This window comes from Vibrio sp. 2304 (assembly GCF_033339475.1).
Classification (GTDB): domain Bacteria; phylum Pseudomonadota; class Gammaproteobacteria; order Enterobacterales; family Vibrionaceae; genus Vibrio; species Vibrio alginolyticus.
Genome location: NZ_JAWOUQ010000008.1, coordinates 148,444 through 170,277 on the forward strand (window position 1 = coordinate 148,444; position 21,834 = coordinate 170,277).

Consider the following 21,834-nt stretch of genomic DNA (forward strand, 5'->3'; position numbering starts at 1 on the left):
AGAGATTTAAAAAATGATAGAATGCCAGCGTTTTGCTGGCATTTTTATAGCGAGAAGTATGTGAACTATCAAATTATTACTAAAAACAAAGACCTAGAAGAGGTTTGCACTCATGCCCGAGAGGCAGACGTAGTGATGCTGGATACCGAATTCGTTCGTATTCGCACTTTCTACCCGCAGTTAGGTCTGATTCAGCTTTTCGATGGTAATCGCCTCTCGCTGATTGATCCGACTGAATTAACGGATATGACGCCGTTTGTAGCGCTATTAAAAGATACTTCTGTGCTAAAAGTGCTGCACGCATGTGGTGAAGATTTAGAAGTTTTCCAAAACGCTTTTGGTTGTACACCATTCCCTATGGTGGATACGCAGCTGATGGCCGCTTTTCTCGGGCACGGCCTATCGACAGGCTTCGCATCGCTGGTGGAAGAATATTTAAGCGTAGAGCTCGACAAAAGTGAATCACGTACCGACTGGATGGCTCGTCCACTGACACAAAAGCAATTAGATTATGCTGCCGCAGATGTTCATTACTTGTTACCGTTATACGAAAAGCTGTTCGATAAGGTGACGCAAGCAGGTTGGTGGGAAGCTGTACAGCAAGAAAGTGATTTACTCGTTTCGAAACGTATTCGCGTAACCAATGAAGAGAATGCCTACCTTGATATTAAGGGCGCTTGGCAATTAAAACCTTCTGAGCTGGCGATTTTAAAGCCATTGGCGACGTGGCGTTATCGTGAAGCAATCAAACGAGATTTAGCGCTGAACTTTATCTTCAAAGAAGGTGATCTATTAACGGTCGCTCGTCTTGGTTTAACGAACTTTAAGAAGATGGAAGCAGAAGATATTGATATCCGAGCGATTAACCGCCATGGCGCGAAGATTGCCGCGATTGTTAAACAAGCGAAGCAAACACCTTCTGAAGAGTATCCTGCGAAAATTGAGCGTTTAATGGACTATCCGGGTTACAAGCAGGTCTTCAAAAATATGAAAGACTTGGTGAAATCGGCTTCGCAGAAGTCAGGTTTAGCCACGGAGTTCCTTGCCTCTAAAAAGCAGATCAATCAGTTGATCAGTTGGGTTTGGAAAAAAGATCGTGACCCAGAAGTATTGCCTGATTTGATGCAAGGGTGGCGTTTGGATTTACTCGGCGACAAGATGAACAAAGCATTAAAGTAATGAAAGATGAAAAAGGTTGGCCTCGATGCCAACCTTTTTCGTTCTAATTAGAGCATTCGTCTTGCGAGAGAAACTGATTACTTTTCTTCGTCTGGTAGCTTCACATTCAGCTCAAGAACTGAGATATCGTCGTCTTTGTGCTCAAATGTTAAGTCAACCATATTTGGATCAATTGCCACGTACTTGCTGATCACCTTCAAGATGTCTTCTTTTAATTGAGGCAAGTAAGACGGCGCAGGATCATTTTGGCTGCGGCGCTCTGCGACAATGATTTGCAAACGCTCTTTAGCTAGATTCGCAGAAGTTTTCTTCTGTGGACGGAAAAATTCTAATAATGACATGTCTAGCCTCCAAAGAGTCGTTTAAAGAGTCCTTTCTTCTCCTCAGTAAGGAAACGAAATTCAACCTGATTGCCTAATAAGCGATCAACGGTGTCAGAATAAGCCATACCCGCATCGGTGTTATCGTCAAAAGTGACTGGCACACCTTTGTTTGACGCGTTAAGCACGGCTTGGCTTTCTGGAATCACGCCCAGTAGTGGAATATGTAAGATCTCCTCTACGTCTTCAACGCTTAGCATTTCGCCTTGAGTGACGCGAGATGGGTTGTAGCGAGTCAGTAGAAGGTGCTGTTTTACTGGCTCTAGCCCTTGTTCTGCACGCAGTGACTTGGAATCTAAAATACCGAGAATGCGGTCAGAGTCACGCACAGAAGAGACTTCTGGGTTCGTTGTGACAATGGCTTCATCGGCATAGTACAAGGCCATTAACGCGCCTTGCTCGATACCTGCTGGTGAATCACAAATAATGAAATCAAAGCCCATTTCATCAAGTTCGCCGAATACGCGCTGAACACCATCTTTTGTCAGTGCGTCTTTATCACGAGTTTGAGAAGCAGGAAGAATAAATAGGTTGTCCGTGCGCTTATCTTTGATCAGCGCTTGGTTTAATGTCGCTTCGCCGTTAATGACGTTCACAAAGTCATACACGACGCGGCGCTCACAGCCCATGATTAGATCGAGGTTACGCAAACCGATGTCAAAATCGATCACCGCGGTCTTTTTTCCCTTAAGAGCTAGACCAGAGGCGATGGCTGCGCTTGAAGTGGTTTTACCAACGCCACCTTTACCAGACGTTACTACAATAATGCGTGCCATTTTTTTTCCTTTTTAGATTAAATCGCGAGAACTTCTAAATGTAATGATTCATCGGCTTTACTGATCATTACTTTCTTTTGCCAGTACTCGCTTTCAATTTGATCGCTTAACCAGTAGTCACCCGCAATGGATACCAGTTCTGCTTGTAAATCGTGGCAAATAATACGCGCTTCCTGCTGACCACTTGCTCCTGCAATCGCACGACCTCGAAGTGTGCCATGGATATGAATAGAGCCGTCAGCAATGACTTCAGCACCTGCACTTACGTGCGCTAGCACCACCAAATCACCATCTTTTGCGTAGATCTGTTGTCCTGAGCGGACAGGCGTACGAACTACTTTCGTTGGTGCCATTTTGGCAGGTGCTTGGCTGGGCGATTTGCTCGCCGACATAATGGCGAAGCCAGCTTCGGAAGCAAGGTTTTGTACACGCTTGTCTTTACAGCCCGTTACACCGACCGGAATAAAACCGGCATCTGAGATGCCTTGTTTAAGCTTAGGGAAATCAATGTCGCCTTGTACTTTTGCTATATTGATTACCAAAGGCGCGGATGCAAAAAAAGAAGGTGCTTGAGAAACTTTTTCTTGCAAAAATTCGACAGTCTTTGCGATCTCATTGTCAGAAAGGTGTAAAACTGACAATGTAAAACTGCTACCTTTAAGGTCTGGTGAATGGGTCATCGTGGACTTCTTGCCTTTATTGAAAGAGCGTTGCCTTAAACTAGGTATGTCATGTTATATTTCATCCTTTGACGCAGCAAGTTCTCTCGTGGGCAAATAGGTGAATTAATCTCAAATTTGCTATTAAGTTTGCGAGAATTTGACGTTTTCAACCTAATCCGCACTCAACGCGGCTAAATCAGCATAAAAGGCGTGTCATGCTTTGTTCTATTTATAAAAGCTCGAAAAAAGAAGGTACTTATCTCTATATTCCGAAAAAGGATGATTTTTCACAGGTTCCTGACACCTTAATGCAGATGTTCGGTAAGCCTATCGCTGTCATGACGATTAAACTTGATGGCCGTAAATTGGCACAAGTTGATATCGAAAAAGTGAAGGCTTCATTACAAAATGATGGCTTCTTTCTTCAGGTTCCACCGCCGCCGGAGAACCTATTAGAAAAGTACAAAGAACAAAAAGCCCAGCAGAAAGGCGAATAACGTCATCGTTTTTCATCTGGGATTTCTGCCTTGCTCAAGGAGGGCAATATGAAAAAGATACTGGCTACCATGCTTAGCGTTGGTATGTGTACCTCGGCTTTTGCAAGTAGCGAGGGTTTTGATGAATACTTGAATAAGCTGCGTGCTGAAGCTCGTGATAAAGGTATCTCAGAGCAGGTCATTAGTGCTGCTTTTGCTAATGTTGAGTACAAGCCCCGAGCAGTAAAAGCGGACCGAAACCAACCAGAAAAGAAACTGACATTGGATGAGTACATTCCTCGCGCGGTGCCTGAATGGAAGGTGAAGCAAGCCAGACAACTCTACAAAGAGCATTACACCGAGCTAAAGCGTATAGGCGATGAGTACGGTGTCCACCCGCGCTTTATTGTGGCACTTTGGGGAGTTGAAAGTAACTTTGGTAAGTTTACCGGCAACTTTAAAGTGATTGATGCACTATCCACAATGGCATTTGAAGGCCGTCGTGAAGAGTTTTTCCGTAAAGAGACTATGTCGGCACTGCAGATCCTCGATCAAGGCCATATTGAGCTAGAGAACTTTAAAGGCTCATGGGCTGGTGCGATGGGTCAATGCCAGTTTATGCCAAGCTCTTTCCTTCGTTTTGCTGCTGACGGCAACGGGGATGGTAAAAAAGACATATGGCAATCTGAAGCGGACGTGTTTGCATCAACCGCTAACTATTTGAGCAAGTCTGGTTGGGATGATAAATATACTTGGGGTCGCCAAGTTAAGGTTCCTAAAAATATTGATCGCAGTCTAGAAGGGCGCACGGCTGAAAAAGGCAAATACCTTCAAGAGTGGAGCCAATTAGGTATCACAAAATATGACGGTAGCCCGTTGCCAAAACTGGATGAAGACATCAAAGCATGGTTGATCATGCCGGACGACGAGAATGGTCGTACGTATCTGGTTTACAATAACTACAACGTATTGATGAAGTGGAACCGCTCTTACTACTTCGCACTTGCTGTGAGTCACTTGGCTGACCGCATTAAATACTGATCTGCCATCAAACAATTTGGCATCCAGTCTTCAATACAAGGGCTCTTCGGAGCCCTTTGTTTTTTCTATAACCAAATCGAGGTAAAGCGTGTTATCTGAACGTGCCGCACAAATGGTGATTTTCTCCGCTCTTCTTAAACACAAAAGCTTCACAGCTGCTGCAAAGAGCTTAGGCGTGTCGGTGTCTCATGTGAGTAAACAGTTAAGTCAGTTAGAAGCGTCTCTTGGTATCAAGCTTGTTCAACGCACTACGCGAAGCTTTACGCCGACTGAGGCAGGGAAAACCTTTTTTCATCACTGTGAGCAAGTGGTACAAGCGGTGAGCAGCGCCACATTAGAGATGGAAACCCAGCGGGATGAAGTGGCAGGTTTGGTACGTCTTGGGTTGTCGCAATCATTTGGTACCTTACACATTATTCCAGCGATTCAAGAGTTACGCGAACTGTATCCTCAACTTCAAGTGGAAGTACATCTGTTTGACTATAAGGTCGATATGTTAGCCGAAGGGCTCGATTTATGGGTAACCAACAACGAGCATTTGCCTGAAGGTTACATTGCGCAGCGTTTGACGGATTGCCAGTTTGTTGTTGCGGCATCGCCAGATTACTTATTGAAACATGACACGCCAACAGAACCGGATGACCTATCTGCTCACAACTGCCTCATATACAGAAGCTGGGAGCGTGACTATACGGGGTGGGCGTTTACCAAAGATCAGCAAGAATTGAACGTAAAAGTCTCGGGTAACTATTCAGTGGATCTGGCAGAAGCCGTTCGGGATGCGGCTATTGCAGGTTGGGGTATTGCCTACCTTGCCACTTACTTGCTGGGTGATGAGTTCAGAACGGGTAAGTTAATACAGCTGTTACCTGATTGGAAAGCCAGCCAGTCGATGCCGTTTTATGCGGTATACCCAAGCCGCCAGCATATGCCAAAAAAAATATCCGCAGTGATTAACTTTATCAAACAGAAGATCGGCAACCCTTGTCATTGGGACCAACGTTTGGCGCCTTACATCTCTATTCCTAAATAACAGGATCAATGACGTTGTAGAACGACACATAAGGTGATTCACTTCACAAAAATTTTTCCTGAATCAGAAACATATTTTCCATATGGAAATAATTAAGATAAGCAAACGTTTATCTTCAATAAATTCAATTGGTTATTTTGTTGGTCAGTTATTGGTCGCTTAAACTTTTCACACTGTTAACATCCTCAACTTGCAGCATTTTGAGTCCGCTATACAATCCGGTGCCTTCCATATCCCCCTTCTGTCGGATTCATTTTATGAACTCAATTATTGGTATCGTAGCCATACTATTCCTAGCATGGCTACTTTCTACAAATAGAAAAAATATAAAGCTGAGAACGGTGTCGTTTGCGTTTGCTTTGCAGGTACTGTTTGCGTTGTTGGTTTTATATGTACCAGCAGGAAGAGATGCGCTGAATTCAGTGAGCAGTGTTGTGTCGAATTTGATCAACTATGGTCAAGAGGGCATTGCGTTTTTATTCGGTAATTTGGCGACAGGGGGCTTCACCTTTGCGATCAATGTTCTGGGTATCATCGTTTTCTTCTCCTCTCTTATCTCAGGTCTTTATCACATAGGTGTGATGCCAAAAATCATTAACTTTATCGGTGGTGGTATTCAAAAGCTGCTGGGTATCGGTCGTGCTGAGTCTTTGTCTGCTACGGCGAATATCTTTGTTGGCACTATTGAAGCACCATTGATGGTAAAGCCTTACCTAAAACACATGACTGACTCGCAGTTCTTTGCAGTTATGACAGGTGGTTTAGCGTCAGTTGCTGGCGGAACGTTGGTTGGTTACGCATCACTGGGTGTCGACCTCAACTATCTTATTGCTGCTGCATTTATGTCTGCACCTGCCGGCTTGTTGATGGCAAAAATTTTAATGCCAGAAGATACGGATAAAGCAGCAGATATCGACATTAGCCAAGTTGAAATTCCACGTGCAACCAACGTAGTAGAAGCATTAGCCGATGGTGCCATGGCGGGAGTACGCATTGCGGTATCGGTCGGTGGTACGTTACTGGCGTTTATTAGTGTCATTGCAATGCTAAACGGAATGTTAGGCTGGATAGGTGATCTGATTGGGACCCCCTTAAGTTTTGAGCTCATCCTAGGTTTTGTGTTTGCGCCAGTCGCTTGGTTGTTGGGTATACCATGGCAAGAGGCAACCACAGCAGGCTCGCTGATTGGTAACAAGATTGTGGTGAATGAGTTCGTCGCTTTCATCCAGCTTGCAGAAGTGAAGTCTCAACTTAGTGAACACTCACAAGCAATCGTGACGTTTGCTTTGTGTGGCTTTGCAAACATCTCAAGCATGGCGATGCTGATTGGTGGGTTGGGCTCTTTGGTACCAGAAAAGCGTGCATTTGTTTCTAAGCATGGTTTCCGTGCGATTATCGCTGGTGTCATGGCGAACTTAATGAGCGCTTCGATTGCGGGCGTGATTTTAAGTCTGTAATTGAAATAGATATCAACAATTAGCAAAAAGGCTCCTTGCGGAGCCTTTTTCGTATCTGAAGTTTTACGCTATTTGTCTGTGTGGAACTGTTCGCAAGCGAGCATTGTGTTCTCAATTAAACTTGCGACGGTCATTGGGCCAACACCACCAGGAACAGGAGTAATAAAGCTCGCACTTTCACGTGCTTTGTCGTATTCCACGTCACCAACTAGTTTGCCTGAATCAAGACGGTTAATACCGACATCGACCACCACTGCGCCTTTTTTAATCCACTCACCAGGGATGAAGTTAGGCTTACCAACCGCAACCACGACAACGTCAGCTTGACGCACATGACTCTCTAGGTCTTTGGTAAAACGGTGACATGTTGTTGTTGTGCAGCCCGCAAGCAGCAGCTCAAGTGTCATTGGACGACCAACAATGTTTGATGCGCCAACCACAACCGCATGTTTACCACGTAGCTCAATGTTGTAACGGTCGAGTAGGGTAATTATGCCCTTTGGCGTGCAAGAGCGAAGCTTTGGAATACGTTGCGCAAGACGGCCAACGTTATAAGGGTGGAAGCCATCCACGTCCTTCTCTGGGTGAATGCGCTCTAAAACATGTGTTGTGTCTATGCCCGCAGGAAGGGGTAATTGCACTAGAATGCCGTCAATTTCATCATCGTTGTTTAATTCATCAATCAGCGCTAGTAACTCTTCTTCTGAGCTAGACGCAGGAAGGTCAAAAGACTTAGAAACAAACCCAACTTCTTCACATGCGCGGCGTTTGCTACCGACATAAACCTGAGAAGCAGGATCTTCACCAACTAGAACCACTGCTAAACCAGGAGCACGTAGCCCAGCTTCAACACGTGCTTTAACACGTGCAGCCACTTCGGATCGAACAGTTTGGGAAATGAGAGTTCCGTCTATATTTTGAGCAGTCATGACTTTCCTTATAAATTAAGAAGGCAGATTATCTGCGGCGCATTGTCGCAGAATTTCTTGTTAACATCCATACGCAAACGTTTGCTTTGTGGTGTTTTTGAACATTAAGCGTTTTAATGGACTTTTTTTAGGCATTCAGATCAGAATGTTATGAAAACCCGTTGATTTACCCGTTTGAACTCGTATAATCCTGTCCCTGTAGCGCGCCCTTAGCTCAGCTGGATAGAGCACGTCCCTTCTAAGGATGTGGTCATTGGTTCGAATCCAATAGGGCGTGCCATTTATTCAAAAGCCTCGATAACTCTTTGAGTTGTCGGGGCTTTGTCGTTTTTAGGTTTTTGGCTGTAATTGCCACTCTATCTACAACTTTTGAATGGCATTCTAGCCATTGCAATTTCTAGCAATCTGGATAGCCACCAACAAAAAAGCGCTGGTTAACCAGCGCTTTTGCATTTATTAAGGGAATTACATCTTTTTAAAGATGATGGAGGTGTTGATGCCGCCAAAGGCGAAGTTGTTACTCATCAAATATTTCACGTCCAGCTCTCGGCCTTGTCCGGCGATGTAGTCTAAATCGCCACATTGCTCGTCGAGGTTTTCTAGGTTGAGCGTTGGGTTAAACCAACCTGTGTGCATCATTTCTAAACCTAGCCACGCTTCAATCGCGCCACAGGCGCCTAGTGTGTGGCCAAAGTAGCTCTTGAGTGAACTGATTGGCACTTTGCCCAGAGCATTCGCTGTTGCGTTGCTTTCCGCAATATCGCCGCGGTCGGTGGCAGTGCCGTGAGCAGATACATAGTCGATCTTCTCAGCAGGAATGCCCGCGTTTTGCAAAGCCATTTCCATACAGATTTGCATGGTTTCCATCTGTGGTTGAGTGACGTGTGCGGCATCACAGTTGCTGGCAAAACCGATGATTTCTGCATAGATTTTCGCGCCACGAGCGACGGCGTGTTCGTACTCTTCCAGAACTAGCGTTCCCGCACCTTCACCAATCACCAAACCATCGCGATCGGAGTCATAAGGTCTTGGTGTGCTTTTCGGGTCTTCATTCTTCAGACTGGTGGCAAAAAGGGTATCGAAGACAGCGGATTCCGTTGGGCACAATTCTTCAGCGCCACCAGCAACCATTACCGTTTGGTAGCCATGTTTGATCGCTTCGTAGGCGTAGCCGATTGCTTGGCTGCCAGAGGTACATGCACTGCTGGTTGGGATCACTCGGCCTTTCAAACCAAAAAATAGACCAACGTTCACTGCTGTGGTATGCGGCATCATCTGCACGTAAGTCGTTGCGGTGATCGCTTTGGTGGTTTTCTCATTCAGCATGACACCAAATGCACCGATTGCGTCAGTACTGCCTGTTGATGAGCCGTATGCGATACCCGTTTGACCATTGGTGAGTACGTCGTTACCAATCAAACCTGCTTGGCTCAGTGCGTTTTCTGTTGCGACGGTCGCCAATTTAGAAACACGCCCCATGCCGCGTACTTGCTTGCGCTTGTAGTGCTTTGGCAGTTCAAAATCTAAAATTGGTGCCGCGAGCTTGGTGTTCAAACCATCATACTGTTCGTAAGAAGGCATGTATTGCGTCGCGTTCTGGCAGTCACGCAGTTTTGGCTCGACAGATTGCCAATCGTTACCAAACGCAGTCACGCCTGACATTCCGGTTACAACAACTCGACGGCTCATACTAGACCTCCGTTTACCGAAATGACTTGGCGAGTTACATAGCCTGCGATGTCAGACATAAGGTAACTGACTAAACCAGCAACTTCTTCTGGCTCTCCCATGCGGCGCAAAGGAATTTGCGGCATCGCGTGTTCTTTCACGTGTTCGTCTACCATGCCTGTGTCGATAAGCCCTGGAGCAACGCAGTTTACGGTGATTTTGCGTTTTGCCAGTTCAAGCGCGAGTGATTTTGTTGCACCAATTACGCCCGCTTTCGCTGCGCTGTAGTTAGTTTGACCACGATTCCCCATTAGGCCAGAGACTGATGCAAGGGTAACAATTCGGCCTCCTTTGCGCTTTTGCACCATTGGCATAACACAAGGGTGAAGAACGTTGTAGAAGCTATCTAAGTTGGTATGAATCACACCATCCCATTCTTCTTCGGTCATCGCAGGGAAAGCGGTATCTTTTGTGATGCCAGCGTTGTTTACGACGCCATAGTAAGCGCCGTGTTCGGCGATATCGGCTTCTAGCTTCTCACGACAATCTGCACGGTCACTGATGTCGAATTGGATAAGACGACCGCTACCACCATGCTGTTCGATGGTGTTTAGGGTGTCTTGCGCGCCTTGTTGATCGCCCATGTAATGGACAATGACTTGGAAACCATCTTTGGCTAATTGAACGGCAATGGCTTTACCGATGCCTTTGCTGGCACCTGTAACGAGGACTTGTCGGGTCATTGTTGACTCCTGATTTTCATTTCTTGTAATTTTTCTTCTGATGGAACGTAAACGTTCAATTGGCAAGTCGCTACAACAGTTCCTTGTAGCTCAATACGGGCTGAAAAAACCGCCATACCGTTATCTTCCATAACTTTTTCAGCATACACATCGAGCACCTGTCCGCGAGAAAACGCATCGCATTCAGACGTGTATCGACGGCTACCAAGCAAAAAGCCAATCGGTGGCGCTTGTTCTTTCATTAATGCGTGGTAACCAGACCACGCCGCGACAGATTGCGCCATAAACTCAATGCCAACGTAAGCTGGCACAGTTTGAGAGGCTGAGTCGAAGAACGGGTTGTGTTCTACGATATCAACCTGGCAGTGAATCGTATCTTGTTGAACATCCAAAGCACGATCAACCAAGATCATTGGTTTGTCGTGTGGCAAAAGTTGTTCGATGGGAGGAAGTTTAGTCATGAGCGTAACCAAAAATAAGACTAATATTATTGCCACCAAAAGCAAAAGAGTTGCTGAGAATCGCTTTGTTACCCAGTTTGGTTGGCGTCTCAACTAACGATATATGGATATCGTCTGCCTTGGTTTCGCAGTGTTGTATTGGCAAATCAAGGTTGTACTTGAGAATATGCCAAGCGACCGCGGCTTCCGTTGCACTTGCTGCGCCTAATGTGTGTCCGGTAAGTGGCTTTGTCGAGCTTACGGGAACGGAGTCACCAAAGCAGCGGTGGATGGCTTTGCTTTCCATCGCATCATTTAACGGTGTTGCTGTGCCATGCGCGTTGATGTAACCAATGTCTTGCGCTGTAAGTCCTGCATTGGTCAATGCTTTTTTCATCGCTTCTTCTGCGCCTAACCCTTCTGGGTGTGGTGCGGAAATGTGGTGCGCGTCTGAGCTATCGCCAGCTCCGAGAAGAGCAACGGGCGCGGGTGTTTTGCTTAGCAACATTAATGCTGCGGCTTCACCGATATTAATGCCGTTGCGATGTTGGTCAAACGGTTTACAAAGAGTATCGGATAGGGCTTCTAAACCGTTAAAGCCGTTTAGCGTTAGGCGACAAATGGTATCCACGCCACCCACAATGACCGCATCAACAATGCCAGAGCGAATCAGGCGTTGCGCGGTTAAAAAAACACGACCACTAGAAGAACAGGCGGTTGAAACTGAGTAATGTGGCCCGCTTAAATCAAAGTAGGCGGCAATAAAATCGCTGCAGTTGCCAAGCTCTTGTTTGGTGTAATGGTAGTCGGCAGGAAACTCGCCGTTTGCCAGCTTCTCTCCAAACGCGATTTCGCCATCTGAAATGCCAGATGTGCTGGTGCCGATCACGACCGCGATACGGTCACGGCCATATTCAGCAATGGCGTCATGCACGTCGCTTTCAATTTGCTGCAAAGCCGAAAGTGCGAGGCGGTTGTTTCTCGTATCAAACCGGCTGAAAGCTGATGGTAATTGCAGTAACGGCTGTGCAATTCGACCGATTACTGTTTGTCGGCCTGAATTCAAAATGTCTTGGTCAACCACCATGTTGGATGGTTTCGCTCCCGATAAACACTGGTGGATGATGGCGTCATCTTGTCCCATTGCGGAGTGGAAACCACAGGCCTGAATATACAAAGGTTGAGGAGAGCGATTAGGCATATTGTTGTTCTAAACTGTTCTTAGTTAATCTGATGTTGCAGTGTTTGAATAGAAATTGAAAACTGATGCTTGAGGTGGTGAAAATCAATCTTACCCTCTAATTTGTTAGAAGAACTGTATTGAATCTCAATGATCTTTTCACCGTCGCTATCAAAGATGGCGCGAGAATTATTTTTATCAATCATTTGCCACCTTACCTCATTTAACGATCCTTCCCAAGCGGAACTCGGCCAGAGCGTGATCATCAGGTTAAATAATACCTGTTCTGGCCGCGGTAGCGTACCTTGCAAACCGTTGAGTACTTCGGTTTGGATTTGTTCTCCATCGTAAGACAACGAGAGCACTCGCGTCCCCCAAGATGAGAAGCCTGCCAGTACCACTTCGTTGCTAGTCACTTGCAGTTGCACCGGAAGTTGCTCAGATGTGGGTTTGCCGTCAATTACCCAAGAGGCCGTAATCAATTGGCTGGCCGTCAACTGATAGCCCAAGCTTGCTGGAGTCGGTAAGTTAACTTGGGTGTTCTCAGCAATATCGACTTGAGGTGTCGATTGGTGAGGTACCAAGCTGCATGCACTTAAAAACAGACTCAGTACGATTAACGTCGCGCAGCGAAAAGCATGGTTAAAAATCATGACGTCGTTTCCTCTGTTTTAATCGCAATCGGAGAGAGCAGCCAAGCGACAAAAATACCACTTAACACCGTAATGCCGAAACTGTGAATCGCGTGAGTTTGGCTTAGTGACAGCAATCCAAATGACAGCACAGTGGTTATTGCCGAAAGGGTGATCGCCAATAGTGTGCTCACGCTGCGCGCTTTCTCGGCAAAGAACAGAGTGTAATCGATCCCGATACCAAGAATGAGCACCAAGCCAAGCAAGTTGAACAGGTTTAATGTTGTTCCCATCGCGACAGCAGTTGCCAGACCGCAGGCGCAAGCAATCAATGATGGCAGTAAAACTCGCCAACTGTGTTGCAGACCGTACCGCTTGATTAACACCAGAAAGATCACAGCACTGGCGGCTACCAATAGCTCCATGATTTTGATTCGGTATTCACCAAATAGGGCGGAGATTTCTTCTGCTTTGTTTAGGTAGACAACGTCAGGCTGCGATTTGGCAAAAGACTTAACAACGGCGGAGTCTTGCAATTGGTTTAACACCACTACCGTTGCCGATTTTCCTTTAATTTTACCCAAATGGAGAAAACGCACAGGCGCTGATACTGGGTTTTGCAAGTACTGATCAACCGTGACAGGGATAAAGTCGGCGTCCATTTTCGGCTTTTTATTTAAGCCCAGTCCGGATGCAAGTGGGCTGGATTGTGTTGCGTAAAGATCGCGAATCAATTGATAGTCTTGTTGCTGACGTTCCACTGAGCTCAAGTAGCGGCTCAGACTCTGGTAGCTTTCGATGGTGCTGTCCGCTTTCCACGCTTCTAATGTTGGCGTCAAAGACTCCAGTCTTTTCATTAGGTTTTCGTCATCGTCGGCGGTAACGACCAACATTTGCTGCGAAGATTGCATGCCACTGAGCGTCGTAATCAAGGTTTCTTGCTGCTTGAGATCTTTCGGCATCGTTTGCAGCAGACGAATGTCGTCATCGTAGTTTAATTGCAGCAAGAAAATGCCACTCGCAACCACACATAACATCGGTAATCCGACTTTAATTCGAGGTTGATTCCAAAGCGTTAACCATTTCGCCAACAATGATTGTCCCGGTAAAGTCGAAATGGTGCGCGATGGGTTACGAGCCAGTATCGGATACCAAGCCACCACGGTGATGTAAGCGGCAATCAGACCAATGGATGAAAACAGCGCAAGCTGCTGCAAACCAGGAAACGGTGCCACTAACATGCCCAAATAGCCGATCAAACTGGTGATTAAGCCAAGTGTGATCGCTATGAAAATATGCGTTAACCCTTGCTCGCTATCCCATTCATTTCCCGCCGCAAGACGTTCGGTTAGGTAGTGGAATGCGTAGTCGATAGACACGCCGATTAAACTTGCGCCAAACACTAAGCTGAACAGATGGACTTTTCCAAAAATCCACGTCGTAACGGACAACGCAACGAGCAAACCAATGGTGATGGAAAGCAGTGCGAGAGACAGTGGCATCACACTACGAAAGACCAACACGAACAATGCAATGATACCGAGCAGAGAGAACACACCGATGGTACTGATCTCCGATTTTGCACTTTGCGTACCAAAGTCGGCGTAAAATAGAACGCCAGTATGTGCAACTTCAGCGCCATATTTCTGCGCGACGCTTTGCTCTAGCGCTTGAATGTCAGGGACGGCAAGCTGCCCAGTTAGGCTATAAGGCGAGTCTTTTAGCTCAGCAGTAATAAGCAAGTATTGAGCACCGTCTTTTTCGACGGACAGATAGCCGTTATCCAATCGGAAAGAGGACGATTGCTGGGTAACTTGGCTTAAATAATCACGAAATAGCAAGAAAGGATCATTTTGTAACTCTTGCCCAGTCACTCCAGAAAACGGGTTGTACAGAGACTGAATCACATGTTGCACTTGCTGTTCTGGATTTTTGCTTAAACGCTCTCGTTGTTCAGGCGTCAGCAATTGGAAACGGTGCTTAAAGTAGTAACTCGCCCAAGCTTGCTGCTCTTGAGGTGAGATTTTTCCCACCACATCGCGAAAATGATTACTTTGTCGTAACCCCTTATCAAATTCAGTGGCCGCTGCAAAAAGGGCATTTTTGTCCGGCGCTGTGATCACGAAAATGACTTTGTCGCTCATACTTGCCGAGACCGACTCAAAGGCTTGCTCAGCCACTGGGTTTTGTTGGTTCTTCGGCAACAGTTTTAAAATGTTGGTCTCAATCGGAGATTCTGCACTCCAAACCCATTGTTTGAGTAGCAATGCGCCCGCTAAAACAACGAGATTGAGCCAAACCAGAGCAAAGGTATGAGTGCCAAGACTGAGTTTAGAAACGGAATTGAGCGTCTTCGGCATCCGTGAGTTCCTGAGGTAGAGAGGTCTGGTTTGTAAACGTGATTTCGGTCTTATCGCCGCGCAGCTCTTGCAGGGTTAGGCGATCAATGTGCGTTTTACCGGAAAGGGTGATGGCTTTAAACACCGCATTTAATGGCGACTGTTTGGGCACTAAAACGAGCTGCCACTGATTGTTCTCAACTGAAAAATCGAGTGTGAATTGTTCTTGCAGTGCAGAAGTATCCCCGTGGAACACGGATAAAAACACATGGCTAAAGTAGAACGCCATTGGGTTTTCTTCAGCAGAGATCGTTTTCGGATCTTGGTTGGCAAAAGTCTGACGAAGTTTGTTTTCCGTCAATACCAAATTGACTGCGAAAGGTTCTGTTTGTTGCCACAACAAGCCATGTGTTTTGCTCAGTGTGAACTGACCTTTAGAGGTTAAAGGTTGACTAAACATTTCCAGATGACGCTGCTGCGTAAAATCTCCGCGTACGATTTCATGCTGAGACAACTGCTGTTGAAGCGATGCCAAATCCGTTACATTTACTGTCGGTGTTGCCAGTGCTGAAGCAGAAAATATTAGCAAAAAAGAGAGTAACCACTTTTGCATTAGTTCAGGCTCCCATGGTTGTGCCATCGCTCTACTTTATCTAAAAAGACTGCTGGAGAAACAAAGCACATCTCTTGCTTTTCAATGGATACGGCGACTTGCGTTGTATGCGCTTTGCACATACGTTGATTCGTTTCGGCGTCGTAAATCACGTAATCCACACGTAAGCGGTTTTCCCACTCCGTGAGTTGCGCGGTAATACGAATGGTGTGATTAAACGGAATCGCCTTCACGTATTTAACGCGCGTGTCGATGATCGGCCACATGTACCCAGAGTCTTGCATATCGCGATAGCTGTATTGGATCTTTTCCATCAGCACACGACGCGCTTCTTCAAAATATCGAAAGAAGTTGCCGTGATAAATCACGCCCATCGGGTCAGCATCTTGGAATGAGGTGACCATAGTCACCTCCGCTTCTAATGGGTAGAGAACCTGCTCTTGCATTATACCTCCGCGTAGAGTGGCCAATGACGTTGCTGAATGCGTTCAATGAAATGGCGCAAATCTTGTTCCAATGGGCGATCTTCAATCACAAATTCAAACTCGCTCAGTACTGCGTCACGAATTACTCGCAAACTCTGACTCATGTGGTGTTCGTCCAATTCGTTATGACGACGACGAATCTCAACCGCTTGAACGCTTGCTAGGAGTGAAGCCGCAGCAACTTGCTCTGTTAACTCAAGTACGCGTAGGCAATCACGAGCCGCGATGGTACCCATGCTCACTTTGTCTTGGTTGTGACATTCGGTTGAGCGAGAAAAAACGCTCGCTGGCATGGTGTTTTTCAAAGCTTCTGCCGTCCAAGCTGAGATACCAATCTGAACCGCTTTAAAGCCGTGGTTGATCGGTTTACGCTCGCCTTCTGCACCGGTTAAGTTAAACGGCAGGCCGTTATTGAACTTGTAATCCATCAGTTGCGCCATCTGACGATCCAGCAAATCAGCTAAGTTCGCAATGTTCACTTTCAACGTATCCATCGCCATTGCGATATGACCACCGTAGAAGTGACCGCCGTGCAGAACGCGCTCGTTGTCGCCATCGATAATTGGATTGTCGTTGGCACTATTTAGTTCATTCTCAATCAATTGACGTAGCCAAGGCAGTGAGTCTTGCACCATGCCAATCACGTGTGGCGCACAACGCAGCGAGTAACGATCTTGCAGTCGGTCGCTATTGCGTGGCGGACGTTCAGCATTGAGATCATCACGCAGCCAAGCGGCAACTTGCTGTTGACCAGGGTGAGGTTTTACCGCAAACAACGCTTCATCAAAGTGGAAGTCATTACCTTGCATACCCACAGAGACCATTGCGGTAATCTTGGTGCACAGCTGCGCTAGGTATTCTGCGCGTTTGTAGGCAAGACAGGCGAGAGCAGTCATCACGGATGTACCGTTCATTAACGCCAAACCTTCTTTTGGTTTTAGGCGAATTGGCTCAATGTCCAGCTCTGCAAATACTTCTTGTGTTGGTCGCACATCGCCTTTGTAAAGCACTTCACGCTCGCCAATTAAGGTCGCCGCTAGGTAAGACAGAGGCGTTAAATCGCCACTTGCGCCCACCGAGCCCTCTTGTGGAATACGCGGCGCAATGTCGTGGTTGATAAGCGTAACGATTTGGTTCAACAGATCGTGAGACACGCCAGATACGCCTTGCGACAATGAACATAAACGTGTTGCCAGCACCGCACGAGCTTGCTCATGAGAAAGGATTTGACCTAAGCCACAACCATGGAAGCGTGTAAGGTGCAACGGAAGTTCATCCACAAGAGCGGGTGGAATCGCCACAGTACATGAATCGCCGTAACCCGTAGTCACGCCGTAAATAACGCCTTCTTCTTTCAGTAATCGTTCCAGAAACGCCACGCCACGATCAATTTTCGCGGTAAATTCTGGCGAGGTGTTCATGTTTGCCTTTGCACCTTGAGCAATGGCAACGACATCTTCGATGGTTAAAGATTGGGCACCAAAAGTGATGTTGTGATTATTGTTGTTTGTCATGTGGCTGATTACTTAAAGTCCAGAAGTTAAAAAAGTTGTACCACTGTAACGGCGCTTGCAGTGTGTGGTGTTCTAATCTGTGTGCGTACTGTTGAACAACGCGTTCTAGTGCCTGCTGACGCTCCTTGCGCGGTAGCGTGATTTGGTCACTAAAGTGTTCAAAGTACACATTAAAATGCGGAGTGTTCGCTTCATCGTCGCGTAGGCCGAAGAGTAGGTAAACCGGCGCTTTTAATACCGAGGCTAGCATGAATGGGCCTTGCGGGAATGGTGCAGGTTTACCAAGAAAATCTGCCCAAACGACACGATTTTCTTTGCTGGTGGAAGTGCGATCGCCAACGATCACCACCCATTCGCCTTGCTCGATTTTTTGTTGAAGCAGAATCGCGGTGTCTGGTCCCATTGAGCTGACTTGAATCAGATTCAGTTCCGAATTTGGGTTTACCGCCTTCATTACCGCATTAAATTGTTCAGCGTGTTGGGTAAATACCAAGGCATTGATTTTGACATGAGAGTGTCGACGACCAAGCGCGCGGCAGAGTTCGATATTGCCAAGGTGCGAGCCTAAAATGAGCACGCCTTGTTTTTTCTGCGCCATCTCTTCGAAATGATGCTGGCCGTGAATGGTTAGGTTATCGACGTTAAAGTCACCTTGCCAGGCAGCCAGTTTGTCGAGCATGGTTCGCCCAAAAGAAAGCAGATGATGATAGCTGTCCAACTGCTTTGGCAGTGCGATGTTCTGCTGCGTTGCGTAGTACTGCAAGTTTTGCAGGTAAATCTCAGACGCTTCACGGGCAGATTTACCCGTGAAGTGGTAGTAGCGCATGACTAATTTTAAAATCAGGTCAAACGCTTTTCTGCCGAACAAGCGGTAAACCGCGAGTAAGGTTTTGATGCCTAAAATCGTGCCTTGTTCTTTTCGTTTCGACCAGTGGGCATTACTGTCATCAGTGTTTCGGCGCTTTCTGGCGAGTAGCGAAGGAATGCGCGGCAACATGCCAAAAAATAGGCGAGTGTGCATCCAGCTTATCTTGACGTTGTCCCACAATGCGTCGAAGTGGGAAATGCCACCTTCAGGGTAGATCACGCGCGTTGGAACAAAATCAATGTCGACGCCTTCCCAATACATTCGCACCAGAATTTCAATATCAAAATCCATGCGTTTGCCGATGCTGTACTTGTTCAACACGGCGACCGTTTTCGCCACTGGATAGGCGCGAAAACCGCACATGCTGTCTTTGATTGACAGTGACAAGGTTTCTATCCACACCCAAACGTGTGTAGCGTAGCGACCATACAAACGGGATTTGGGTACGCTCTCGTCGTATATCGGTTGGCCCGAAATCAGGTTATCTGGTTTTGTTTCGCTGGCGCTGAGCAATTTCGGCAATGCTTCTAGGTCGTGCTGACCATCTGCGTCGATTTGAATGGTGTGCGTAAAACCAAGTTGGTGAGCTTGATGTAGGCCTGCCATCACAGCGCCACCTTTGCCTTGGTTTTCTCTCAAACTAATCAGTTTTATCAGCCCTTGCTCACTCAAAGCAGAAAGCGCTTGTTTGGTGTCTTCATTGCTGCCGTCGTCCACGACCAGCACTGGCAAAGCGAAAGAGGATAACGACGCAACCACGTCTGCAATTGTGCTGCCGTGGTTGTAGCAAGGAATTAAAAAGCAGGGGCGATAATCACTCACGTGACTCACCCAGTTTCATTTTGCCTGAAGAGTGAGTCACCAAGGTTTCACCGTTTTTCGATGTGTACTTAAAGGTCAATTTCTCGCGCTCATTGTCCCAAGAGAGTGAGAGGCAAACGGCTGCGTTTGGTAGAATCGGCTCTTGAAATTTGATGACTTCCATTCCTTTAAATACCTTGGGAGTATTCAAATATTGAACGGCGTAGAACAGCGCCCAATCAATTTGAGTGACGCCGGGTAAAAGAGGGAAGTGATTGAAATGACCTTGGAAATCTAAGATGTCAGCATCCACTCGCAGCGACAGCTCCGCGGTATGGTCACTCACTTCAATATTCTGAATAGTTGGTTTTCTTTTATCCATGTTACTAGCTTTATTGGAATAGTTTTTCAATTTCAGCAACTTGGCGTTTGCCTTGGCTGTTCAATGGAATTTCGTCGACCACTCGGAATTTTCTCGGGATAGCGATCGGTTCTAGCCAATTGCGCAGTGCCTTGCGAAGCTCAAGCCAAAATTTGCCTTTACCAAGTTCATTAAGCACATCGCTGCCTTGATCGTTAAGTACGATGATCGAGACTAACGTGAGGCGACCAGATTCTTCCATTGGGATCACCACGCTTTCTTGAACCCACGGCAATTGCTCTAAACGTTTTTCCACCTCGACAAGGGAAATACGCTTTTCTTCGACTTTGACGATTCGGTCAGTGCGTCCACGCAATTCAAAAGAAATACTATCATGGAAATAGCATTCATCCGCAGTTTGGTACCAAGTGTTTTCATCAATGTGTGGCGAGCGGAGCTTTAAACAATTCTCATGGTTAAGCTCGGCTTCAACACCAGGGAATAACGTCCAAGGAGTGCTGGCTACGTGCTGCTGACGGTAAGCAATGCCGCCGGTTTCTGTGCTGCCAAAAACTTCAATAGGAAGTGACCCAAACAACTGCTGGCTGTGCTGCGCCGCTTGGTTTGGCAAGGGGCCACCAGAAGAAAATACACACCGAATCGCAACCGGATCGTGCTCTTCACTGAGTCGTTTAAGTAACGCAGGGCTACTTACTAGCGTGGTGTCAGCATCGGCGTGATGGACAATTTGCTCTGGGAACTCTAGGTTGTGTGCTGAAAATGGACGTGCAGAGCACAAAGGCCACAATACGCGGAACAGCAAGCCGTAAATGTGTTGATGAGAAACGGTGCTTTCAACGCGTGTGTTGGCAACTGTGTCGCCCCATAGGTTATCTAGAATAGAAACTTCGATATCGAGCTGTTTAAGCGTTTTTGCAATGGCTTTTGGTGTGCCGCTTGAACCCGAAGTGAATAGCGTTACCGGTATTTCCGCTAGGTTTAATTCTCGCCAAAAATAAGGTTGTTTGGCCTCTGACTCGTTAATCACGGTGGTTTCTAGCAATGATTGAGCTTCGATCAAAAGCGAGCTCACCAGTTCTGGAACCGAGACATCGGCATCATGCAGCAACAAATCGTAGTGCTCACTGAGCTCTTTGAGTGCTTCTGGTTGGTAATTACCAGGTAATACAATGGATTTTCCTGCATAACAACAAGCAAAAAAGCCAACGGCAAACAGGTAGCTGTTGCCAAAACACAACGCAATGTTTTGCGTTGGTTGGGTTTCTAACTGCTGAGCAAGTGTTGCGACGTGCTGCTGGAAATCACCCCACGTGATAACCGTGTCGCGCTCGTAAGAGACTGGGGATTGCTCAGACCTTTCTGCGATGAACAAGGTCGCTAGGGAGGTAAAGCTCGAATACGTTGTATTCATACGATTAGTGTTCCTTTCGAACAAATTGACGCACGATCCATTCTCCAGCGAACAAGCCACCAGCAAGTAAGTAGCTGATGAGGCCGTTATAAAGCGTCCATATTTTTACTGGTAGGAAACAGGTATAGAGTGCAACAGCAGCGTTGAGCGTAAAAAAGGCGCACCAAACCATCGTCACTTTGCGAGTGTAAGCCACACCACTAGCCGGAAGGTTGGGTTCTTGCAAGCGAGCAAGCCTCTCTATGATCGATTGCGGCTGTTTTAAGCTCAGTCCAAATACACACAGCATACATACATTGACAACGACAGGGTAAAACTGAAGCCACCCATGTTGTTTAAACACCATGCCAAGCGTAATTAGGACAATGCCAACAGCGCCCGTAACGAGCGCCAAGAACTTAAACTCTTTTAGTGGGGTCTTATTTGCGACGAAAACACGCAAAAGTAACGCAGCAATTAACAAGCCCCCAACTAAGTTCAAGCCAAATTTATCTATACCGAAATAGACGGCGAAGGGGTAGGCAAACAGTACAATTGCAGACAGACCAGTCAGCAATTGGCGCATTAACTTTCCTTCAATAACTCAGTGACAGCGTTAACCACATCGTCAACGGTTCTTACTGCACTAAACTCTGCTGGCTTGATTTTTTTGCCAGTGACATTCTGTAGGTGTACGACCAAATCAACGGCGTCAATGCTATCAAGATCGAGATCTTGGTATAAGTGCGCATCTGATTGAATTTCGGCTGCGTCAATTTCGAACAGCTCAACAAGCGCATCTTTAACTTGTTCAAATACTTGATCTTTATTTACATCAGTCATGAA

Annotated in this window: 23 protein-coding genes and 1 tRNA gene; 6 read left to right on the top strand and 18 right to left on the bottom strand. The window is 46.5% G+C overall.

The genetic code is table 11. The features are described 5' to 3' along the window. Positions 1-60 precede the first annotated feature (60 nt). Positions 61-1,179, top strand: a complete 1,119-nt coding sequence (gene rnd, locus R7P64_RS16640; RefSeq protein ID WP_085569974.1) for a ribonuclease D — start codon at positions 61-63, stop codon at positions 1,177-1,179. Positions 1,180-1,256: 77 nt separating this feature from the next. Here rnd and minE read toward each other — a convergent pair whose 3' ends face one another. Genes minE through minC form a run of 3 tightly spaced genes read right to left on the bottom strand, consistent with a single transcriptional unit; the run spans position 1,257 to position 3,015 of the window. After that, on the bottom strand, positions 1,257-1,520 hold the full coding sequence (gene minE, locus R7P64_RS16645) for a cell division topological specificity factor MinE (protein WP_005388332.1): 264 nt from the start codon (positions 1,518-1,520) through the stop codon (positions 1,257-1,259). A 2-nt stretch (positions 1,521-1,522) separates the two neighbouring features. Beyond that, complete coding sequence (minD, locus tag R7P64_RS16650) at positions 1,523-2,335, bottom strand: septum site-determining protein MinD (protein WP_005388331.1); 813 nt, start codon at positions 2,333-2,335, stop codon at positions 1,523-1,525. Positions 2,336-2,352: 17 nt separating this feature from the next. Next, the gene (gene minC, locus R7P64_RS16655; protein ID WP_005382304.1) at positions 2,353-3,015 is read right to left on the bottom strand and encodes a septum site-determining protein MinC; all 663 of its coding nucleotides are present in this window, start codon (positions 3,013-3,015) and stop codon (positions 2,353-2,355) included. A 197-nt stretch (positions 3,016-3,212) separates the two neighbouring features. Between minC and R7P64_RS16660 the strand changes: the two genes are divergently transcribed. The 4 genes from R7P64_RS16660 (at position 3,213) to R7P64_RS16675 (ending at position 7,004) form a co-directional block, all read left to right on the top strand. Continuing rightward, positions 3,213-3,494, top strand: coding sequence for a YcgL domain-containing protein (locus tag R7P64_RS16660; RefSeq protein WP_005382303.1), 282 nt, complete (start codon positions 3,213-3,215; stop codon positions 3,492-3,494). 48 nt (positions 3,495-3,542) lie between these two features. Next, positions 3,543-4,514, top strand: a complete 972-nt coding sequence (locus tag R7P64_RS16665) for a lytic transglycosylase domain-containing protein (RefSeq protein WP_005388330.1) — start codon at positions 3,543-3,545, stop codon at positions 4,512-4,514. A gap of 88 nt (positions 4,515-4,602) precedes the next feature. After that, the gene (locus R7P64_RS16670; protein WP_017634801.1) at positions 4,603-5,547 is read left to right on the top strand and encodes a LysR family transcriptional regulator; all 945 of its coding nucleotides are present in this window, start codon (positions 4,603-4,605) and stop codon (positions 5,545-5,547) included. Positions 5,548-5,804: 257 nt separating this feature from the next. Next, positions 5,805-7,004, top strand: coding sequence for a NupC/NupG family nucleoside CNT transporter (locus tag R7P64_RS16675; RefSeq protein WP_005382298.1), 1,200 nt, complete (start codon positions 5,805-5,807; stop codon positions 7,002-7,004). Between the two features lie 68 nt (positions 7,005-7,072). On the opposite strand, the gene folD is transcribed toward R7P64_RS16675, so the two are convergent. Beyond that, the gene (gene folD, locus R7P64_RS16680; protein ID WP_005382297.1) at positions 7,073-7,933 is read right to left on the bottom strand and encodes a bifunctional methylenetetrahydrofolate dehydrogenase/methenyltetrahydrofolate cyclohydrolase FolD; all 861 of its coding nucleotides are present in this window, start codon (positions 7,931-7,933) and stop codon (positions 7,073-7,075) included. A 203-nt stretch (positions 7,934-8,136) separates the two neighbouring features. Here folD and R7P64_RS16685 point away from each other — a divergent pair. Next, a tRNA-Arg gene (locus R7P64_RS16685) sits at positions 8,137-8,213 on the top strand. 185 nt (positions 8,214-8,398) lie between these two features. On the opposite strand, the gene R7P64_RS16690 is transcribed toward R7P64_RS16685, so the two are convergent. Genes R7P64_RS16690 through R7P64_RS16755 form a run of 14 tightly spaced genes read right to left on the bottom strand, consistent with a single transcriptional unit; the run spans position 8,399 to position 21,831 of the window. Further along, positions 8,399-9,622 (bottom strand): beta-ketoacyl-ACP synthase, encoded by a 1,224-nt coding sequence (locus R7P64_RS16690; protein WP_025508283.1) that lies wholly within the window; start codon positions 9,620-9,622, stop codon positions 8,399-8,401. Beyond that, positions 9,619-10,344, bottom strand: coding sequence for a 3-oxoacyl-ACP reductase FabG (fabG, locus tag R7P64_RS16695; RefSeq protein WP_005388326.1), 726 nt, complete (start codon positions 10,342-10,344; stop codon positions 9,619-9,621). Before fabG ends, R7P64_RS16690 begins: the two co-directional genes overlap by 4 nt. Next, positions 10,341-10,805: a hotdog family protein gene (locus tag R7P64_RS16700; protein WP_047009504.1), complete on the bottom strand. Its 465-nt coding sequence runs from the start codon at positions 10,803-10,805 to the stop codon at positions 10,341-10,343. Before R7P64_RS16700 ends, fabG begins: the two co-directional genes overlap by 4 nt. After that, the gene (locus tag R7P64_RS16705) at positions 10,798-11,985 is read right to left on the bottom strand and encodes a beta-ketoacyl-[acyl-carrier-protein] synthase family protein (protein ID WP_318123723.1); all 1,188 of its coding nucleotides are present in this window, start codon (positions 11,983-11,985) and stop codon (positions 10,798-10,800) included. Before R7P64_RS16705 ends, R7P64_RS16700 begins: the two co-directional genes overlap by 8 nt. 20 nt (positions 11,986-12,005) lie before the next feature. After that, positions 12,006-12,617: a DUF3261 domain-containing protein gene (locus R7P64_RS16710; RefSeq protein ID WP_140143527.1), complete on the bottom strand. Its 612-nt coding sequence runs from the start codon at positions 12,615-12,617 to the stop codon at positions 12,006-12,008. Then, positions 12,614-14,956 carry an MMPL family transporter gene (locus tag R7P64_RS16715; RefSeq protein WP_213973141.1) on the bottom strand — a complete coding sequence of 781 codons (2,343 nt, stop codon included), beginning with the start codon at positions 14,954-14,956 and terminating at the stop codon, positions 12,614-12,616. The genes R7P64_RS16710 and R7P64_RS16715 overlap by 4 nt, the downstream gene beginning before the upstream one ends. After that, positions 14,928-15,548 carry a LolA family protein gene (locus tag R7P64_RS16720; protein WP_213973161.1) on the bottom strand — a complete coding sequence of 207 codons (621 nt, stop codon included), beginning with the start codon at positions 15,546-15,548 and terminating at the stop codon, positions 14,928-14,930. The genes R7P64_RS16715 and R7P64_RS16720 overlap by 29 nt, the downstream gene beginning before the upstream one ends. Beyond that, positions 15,548-15,994, bottom strand: a complete 447-nt coding sequence (locus R7P64_RS16725) for an acyl-CoA thioesterase (protein WP_005460557.1) — start codon at positions 15,992-15,994, stop codon at positions 15,548-15,550. Before R7P64_RS16725 ends, R7P64_RS16720 begins: the two co-directional genes overlap by 1 nt. Beyond that, entirely contained in the window at positions 15,994-17,547 is a 1,554-nt protein-coding gene (gene hutH, locus R7P64_RS16730) for an HAL/PAL/TAL family ammonia-lyase (protein WP_005396014.1), read from the bottom strand. The genes R7P64_RS16725 and hutH overlap by 1 nt, the downstream gene beginning before the upstream one ends. Further along, positions 17,531-19,237, bottom strand: a complete 1,707-nt coding sequence (locus tag R7P64_RS16735) for a glycosyltransferase family 2 protein (RefSeq protein WP_213973142.1) — start codon at positions 19,235-19,237, stop codon at positions 17,531-17,533. Before R7P64_RS16735 ends, hutH begins: the two co-directional genes overlap by 17 nt. Continuing rightward, positions 19,230-19,598 (bottom strand): 3-hydroxyacyl-ACP dehydratase, encoded by a 369-nt coding sequence (locus R7P64_RS16740; protein ID WP_176310852.1) that lies wholly within the window; start codon positions 19,596-19,598, stop codon positions 19,230-19,232. Before R7P64_RS16740 ends, R7P64_RS16735 begins: the two co-directional genes overlap by 8 nt. 10 nt (positions 19,599-19,608) lie before the next feature. Continuing rightward, positions 19,609-21,009, bottom strand: coding sequence for an AMP-binding protein (locus R7P64_RS16745; RefSeq protein WP_213973143.1), 1,401 nt, complete (start codon positions 21,007-21,009; stop codon positions 19,609-19,611). A 4-nt stretch (positions 21,010-21,013) separates the two neighbouring features. After that, positions 21,014-21,574, bottom strand: a complete 561-nt coding sequence (locus R7P64_RS16750) for a hypothetical protein (protein ID WP_170897199.1) — start codon at positions 21,572-21,574, stop codon at positions 21,014-21,016. Next, positions 21,574-21,831 (bottom strand): acyl carrier protein, encoded by a 258-nt coding sequence (locus R7P64_RS16755; RefSeq protein WP_086046591.1) that lies wholly within the window; start codon positions 21,829-21,831, stop codon positions 21,574-21,576. Before R7P64_RS16755 ends, R7P64_RS16750 begins: the two co-directional genes overlap by 1 nt. Positions 21,832-21,834: the final 3 nt, after the last annotated feature.